The following is a 663-nucleotide window of genomic DNA, read 5'->3' on the forward strand; positions in this document are numbered from 1 at the left end:
TGATCGTTGTATCACTCGGCCAAAAATTAACCGCATGAGAATAAATATTTTGCTGTACAGCAGTATTATAATAGATATGAATCACGTACTGTCCACTTTCAGGCATCTGCTTATTTGCACGCCATACTCCGTCACTTTCTTTTGCAAGGTGAACCCAATCAATATCATCCTGTCCGCCTGCCACAGACCATGTCGGAAATTTAATCTCTGTTACACTATCTGGCACACCATCCACCTCATATTTTATGTAATGATTGTCCGCAAGTGTAGACGATAATTTTACATTTACTTCTTTACCTTCAATTTCTGCTGTAAAAACACTTCTGTCGATATAGCCGTCTAATGTAAATTCCTGCTCGTATCTCGAAGAAGCTGTATATCCATTTGGCACTGTTTCTTCTACCTTAAATTTACCTTCATTCAGATCTGTTTTTTCTAAAAAATCGCTCTCATATAATTTGTTAGAAGAATTATATGAAAACTCTCTTAATTTTTCATATTGACGAGTTGTCTTATTCCACTGTAATAAATCAAATTTAGCGTTAGAAATGTTTTCACCATAATTGTCAGTTTTATTAATACTAATCTGGCTTCCATCTATCCAGTTTATATTCAAATTTATTGTAACGGGATCTTGAACTGTTGTTAATGTTCCCTCATCTT

1 protein-coding gene is annotated in these 663 nt (G+C 34.5%); it reads right to left on the reverse strand.

Annotated features, from left to right (window positions below; all coding sequences use genetic code 11):
- Nucleotides 1-663, reverse strand: a 663-nt coding sequence (locus KSU54_RS18570; protein WP_217749054.1) for a GBS Bsp-like repeat-containing protein, incomplete at both ends; no start/stop codon positions are given.

It is taken from the genome of Erysipelatoclostridium sp. MSK.23.31, assembly GCF_019125875.1.
Lineage (GTDB): Bacteria > Bacillota_I > Bacilli_A > Erysipelotrichales > Coprobacillaceae > Thomasclavelia > Thomasclavelia ramosa.